Below are 4,362 nucleotides of genomic sequence, written 5' to 3'. Positions count from 1 at the left end.
ATGAGTTCGTCGACGACCGACGACTTGCCCGCGCCGCCCGTGCCGGTGATGCCGATGACCGGCGTACGGCTGCCGGCGAGCTGCCATTCCTTGCGCAGGCGGTCGAGCACGAGCTCGTCGTGGCGGCCTTCCTCGATCGCGGTGAGCGCGTGGCCGACCGCGATCTCGTCGTCGATCGACACCTGCGCGGGCGGCACCGCGTCGCTGCCTTCGGCCGCGATGCGCGCGGCCTGCGCCTCGCGCGTGCGCTTGATCACGTCCTCGATCATCGCGACGAGGCCCATGTGCATGCCGTCGTTCGGATGGTAGATGCGCTCGACGCCGTAGGCCTGCAGTTCGCGGATCTCCTCCGGCGTGATCGTGCCGCCGCCGCCGCCGAACACGCGGATGTGGCTCGCACCGCGTTCCTTGAGCATGTCGACCATGTACTTGAAGTACTCGACGTGGCCGCCCTGGTAGCTCGACAGCGCGATCGCGTCGGCGTCTTCCTGCAGCGCGGCGCGCACGACGTCCTCGACCGAGCGGTTGTGGCCGAGGTGGACGACTTCCGCCCCCTGCGCCTGGATCAGGCGGCGCATGATGTTGATCGCGGCGTCATGGCCGTCGAACAGGCTGGCCGCGGTGACGAACCGCAGCGGCGCCTGCTCGGCCGAGGCGTCGTGGAGGGGAAGATTCCGGGCGGTCGTGCTCATCGGCGCGGTCGGTTCGGGGAGAGAGGGACGCGATTGTAACGCCGCGCGCGCGCCGGGCGCCCGTACGGGCGCGTCGCGACCCGCCGATCGCACGAGCGCACCCTGTGCGCGACCGCCGCACCGAACCTTGCCGGGTCAGCGCGCACCCGCAGGGTGGGCTCCTGCAACGATGCCGCGACGTGCGGCATCCACGATCAACCGATGTCGTCGATGTGCCTGGGCCAGCTGTCCTTGAGCAGCCGACTGAACGCTCGATCGGCCAGCAGGCGCCCTCCGGTCTGGCAGCGAGCGCAGTAGTTCGCCTCGTTGTCGGCGTACACGATGCGCTGCACGAGCGAGCCGCAGACCGGACACGGCTGGCCGTAGCGGCCATGCACGGCCATTTCGGGGTGGAACGCGGTGACCTTCTCGGGCCACGCGCCCGCTTGCGCCCGCAGGCGTGCGGTCCATTCGTCGAGCACGGTGCGCGTGGCGAGGAACAAGCGCTCGATCGTCGCGTCGTCGAGCGACTGGGTGAGCGCGAACGGCGACAGCTGCGCGCGGTGCAGGATCTCGTCGCTGTACGCGTTGCCGATGCCGCTGAACGCGCGCGGGTCGGTCAGCGCACGCTTGAGCGTGTGGTTCTCGCGCACGAGCCGCTCGCGGAACGCGGCGAGGTCGGCGATGAACACGTCGACGCCGCCGGGATCGAGCGCGGCGAGTGCGGCCGCGCCTTCGACGACGTGGATCGACGCGCGGCGCTTCGTACCCGCTTCGGTGAGCACGAGCTGGCCGAGGTCGAACTCGAACGCGGCGAGCGCGATGCGCCCGGGCACCTTCGCGTGCGGCGCGAGCCAGCGCAGGCGGCCCGCGATCATGAGGTGGATGACGAGGAAATAGCCGCCGTCGAACTCGAGCACGACGCGCTTGCCGAGGTTGCGCGCGTCGACGACCGTGCGACCCTCGAGCGCGCTCACGGGCGGCACCGCGGTGCGCAGCACGAAGGCATTGAGGATGCGCACGCCGCGCAGCGCCTCGCCCTGCAGCACGTCGCGCACCCGTTCGACGTAGACGGTGATGTCGGGCAGCTCGGGCAAGGCGGCGCTCGTTCGCGAGGCGATGCGTTGCCCCGGAGCGGGCATGGTAGTCGCGATCCGCGCGGATTGCAGGTGCGATCGACGACGCAGCCACACCGTGCCGACGTCGGCAGGAACCGCTTCACCCGCAGTCGCGTCATGCGCGGGGTGGGAACGGCTCCGGCCGCGACGCGTGTGCGCTGCCCGCCGCGCGCGCTGCCTGCGGATGTGTCCAGGCATGCGCTCCGTGCTTCAATCCCCGCCTCCAACGACCCCGGAGCTCCCATGCCCTCCGCATCCCACGAAGGCGGCTGCCTCTGCGGCGCGATCCGTTACCGCGCCGAAGCGGACGCGGTCGCGCGCACGCATTGCCATTGCCGCAGTTGCCGGCTCGCCGCGGGCGCAGCGTCGCTGGCGTGGGCGGTGTTTCCGAGCGACGCGTTCCGCTTCACGCGCGGCGAGCCGACGCGTTACGCGTCCTCGCCCGGCGTGACGCGCACGTTCTGCGGGCGCTGCGGCACCACGCTCACCTGGCAGCACGACGGCGAGGCGCGCACGATCGACATCGCGAGCGCGACGCTCGACGAGGCCGACGCATTCGCGCCGACGCGCGAGATCTGGGTCGCGGAAAGGCTCGCGTGGACCGCGCTCGACCCCGCGTTGCCGCACTACCCGGGCAGCAGCCGCGATACGCGCGCGGTGTACGAGCCGCCTCAGCAGAATCCGTAGGGAAGGTTCGGCGACGAGACGACGCGGTCGCCGACCGTTTCGCCGCGCAGGAACCGCAATGCCGCGTCGATGACCGCGCCGTCGTCGACGATGCGATGGTGGCCGAGGCCGGTCGTCGTGAACAGGCGGGCGCGGGGCCAATGACGCGCGTAGCGCTCGCCTTCGGACCACGGCACTTCGCGGTCGTCGAGGTCGTGCACGACGAGCAGCGGACGCGCGATCGCGGGCGCCTTGAGGTGCGCCTGCAGGCTCGCGACGCGCAGCGGATGCCGCGCTTCGTATTCGTCGAACAGGCGCGCGCGCAGGTATTCGGCGAGGCCGACCAGGCGACCGAAGCGCGATGCGGCGTCGAGCGGATCGGCCGCGGGCGCGACGAGGATCGCGCGCTCGGCCGCGAGTCCGTCGGCGAGCGCCAGCGTGGTCGCCGCGCCGCCGAGCGAATGACCGATCACGGCCGCGGCCGGGCCGTGCCGGCGGGCGACTTCGGCGAGCACGACGGCGAAATCGGGCAGCGTCGCACGGCGACCGCTGCTGCGGCCGTGACCGATCTGGTCGAAACCGACGACCGCGAAACCCGCCGCGCGCAGCGGCGCGATCCACGGCAGGAAGCGCGTCGCATGGCTCGACCAGCCGTGCGCGAGCAACACGTACGGCTGCGTCGACGGATCGCCCCACGTGTACGTGCTGACCTGCTCGCCGCCGATCGCGAGCGAACCGAGCGCGGCGCCACCGACGTCGGTCGCGAGCGCGCGCCTGCGCGTGACCGACAGCGGCGTGCAGAACAGCCGATACGCGCGGCGCAAGGTCGCGGTCGGGCGTAGCCAGCTGCCCAGGGCGAAGCTCGCGCGCAGCAGCGCAAAGCGGATATTACGAACGATCGTGCTATTTCTTGCGGCGACGAGCGTGGCCATGGCGAACCTCGGGAGTCTTCAGGGGGAATGGGCGGCGAACAGGCGCTCGATCGCGCGCTCGGCCTGCGTGCGCGCGAGCTTGGGGTCGAACAGGCGGGTGTCGTGGTGCAGCGCGAGCGCGATGCCGAAGATCTCGAACGACACCTGCTGCGGGTCGGTGTCCGCGCGCAGTTCGCCGCTGTCGATCGCCATCTGGGTCGCGCGGGTCGTGTCGCTGCGCCAGCGCTGCACGCGCGCGACGACCGCATCGTGCAGCGGCCCGGGCAGCGAGTCGTACTCGCTGATCGCGGACATCACGAGGCAGCCGTGCTGGTTCTCGCGCACCCAGTCGAACCAGCCGTCGATGATCGCGCGCAGGCGCGCGAGACCGCGCGGCTTGCGCAGCGCCGGGATCAGCACGAACTCGCCGAAGCGGCGGCCGCCCTCGTCGAGCACCGCGAGTTGCAGGTCCTCGCGCGAGCCGAAATGCGCGAACACGCCGCTCTTGGACATGCCGACCGCCTGCGCGAGGTCGCCGATGGAGAGCCCCTCGAGGCCCTCGCGACTCGCAATCGCGTAGGCGCGATCGATGATGAGTTCGCGCGTCGCGGCGCCCTTGCTGTTGGCAGGCTGACTGCTCATCAGCGGAAAATAGTACGACCGTTCGTTTTTTTCAAGAGCCGGCCTGGGACGACCCGCGCCACTGTCGCGGGCGGGCGGGCGGGACTACACTACGCGCCGCATTTTGCCGGCCGCGCTCCGGCGATGCGCAAAAACCGAATTCCCGATCAATCACTTGCAGCTCGTCCCTCGCCCGGCATCGCGATACGCGCACGGGCCGGACGGGTATTTTTTCGCGTCGCCAGGAGCAGCCATGATTTTCGAAACCGTCTCGCAGACCGGCCATGAGCAGATCGTCTTCTGCCACAGCAAGGACGCCGGCCTGAAGGCCATCATCGCGATCCACAACAGCGTGCTCGGCCCCGCCCTCGGCGG

Annotated in this window: 5 protein-coding genes and 1 pseudogene; 2 read left to right on the top strand and 4 right to left on the bottom strand. The window is 70.9% G+C overall.

Features of this window, described 5'->3' with window-relative positions; translation table 11 throughout:
* On the bottom strand, positions 1-692 hold a 692-nt coding region (locus tag VI238_RS07315; RefSeq protein WP_331649983.1), incomplete at its 3' end, for a cobalamin B12-binding domain-containing protein.
* 194 nt (positions 693-886) lie between these two features.
* Positions 887-1,768, bottom strand: a complete 882-nt coding sequence (locus VI238_RS07310; protein WP_331649980.1) for an Fpg/Nei family DNA glycosylase — start codon at positions 1,766-1,768, stop codon at positions 887-889.
* A gap of 264 nt (positions 1,769-2,032) precedes the next feature.
* On the opposite strand from VI238_RS07310, the gene VI238_RS07305 reads away from it, so the two are divergent.
* Positions 2,033-2,476, top strand: coding sequence for a GFA family protein (locus VI238_RS07305; protein ID WP_331649978.1), 444 nt, complete (start codon positions 2,033-2,035; stop codon positions 2,474-2,476).
* Here VI238_RS07305 and VI238_RS07300 read toward each other — a convergent pair.
* Both VI238_RS07300 and VI238_RS07295 read right to left on the bottom strand, forming a co-directional pair.
* Positions 2,461-3,387 (bottom strand): alpha/beta hydrolase, encoded by a 927-nt coding sequence (locus VI238_RS07300; protein ID WP_331649976.1) that lies wholly within the window; start codon positions 3,385-3,387, stop codon positions 2,461-2,463. The two genes, VI238_RS07305 and VI238_RS07300, sit on opposite strands and share 16 nt — an antisense overlap.
* 18 nt (positions 3,388-3,405) lie before the next feature.
* Positions 3,406-4,008 carry a TetR/AcrR family transcriptional regulator gene (locus tag VI238_RS07295; RefSeq protein ID WP_331649975.1) on the bottom strand — a complete coding sequence of 201 codons (603 nt, stop codon included), beginning with the start codon at positions 4,006-4,008 and terminating at the stop codon, positions 3,406-3,408.
* Between the two features lie 232 nt (positions 4,009-4,240).
* Here VI238_RS07295 and VI238_RS07290 point away from each other — a divergent pair.
* Positions 4,241-4,362, top strand: a pseudogene (locus VI238_RS07290) (leucine dehydrogenase); the annotation flags it as partial.

The sequence above is a fragment of the Dokdonella sp. genome (genome assembly GCF_036518555.1).
Lineage (GTDB): Bacteria > Pseudomonadota > Gammaproteobacteria > Xanthomonadales > Rhodanobacteraceae > Dokdonella_A.
Note: the sequence above shows the minus strand (reverse complement) of the source record. Positions and strands in the feature narration are given on the sequence as shown.

Excerpts from the sequence above, each read along its gene's own strand:
- VI238_RS07300 (WP_331649976.1), bottom strand. The coding sequence starts at position 3,387 with ATGGCCACGCTCGTCGCCGCAAGAAATAGCACGATCGTTCGTAATATC.
- VI238_RS07295 (WP_331649975.1), bottom strand. The coding sequence starts at position 4,008 with ATGAGCAGTCAGCCTGCCAACAGCAAGGGCGCCGCGACGCGCGAACTC.
- VI238_RS07305 (WP_331649978.1), top strand. The coding sequence starts at position 2,033 with ATGCCCTCCGCATCCCACGAAGGCGGCTGCCTCTGCGGCGCGATCCGT.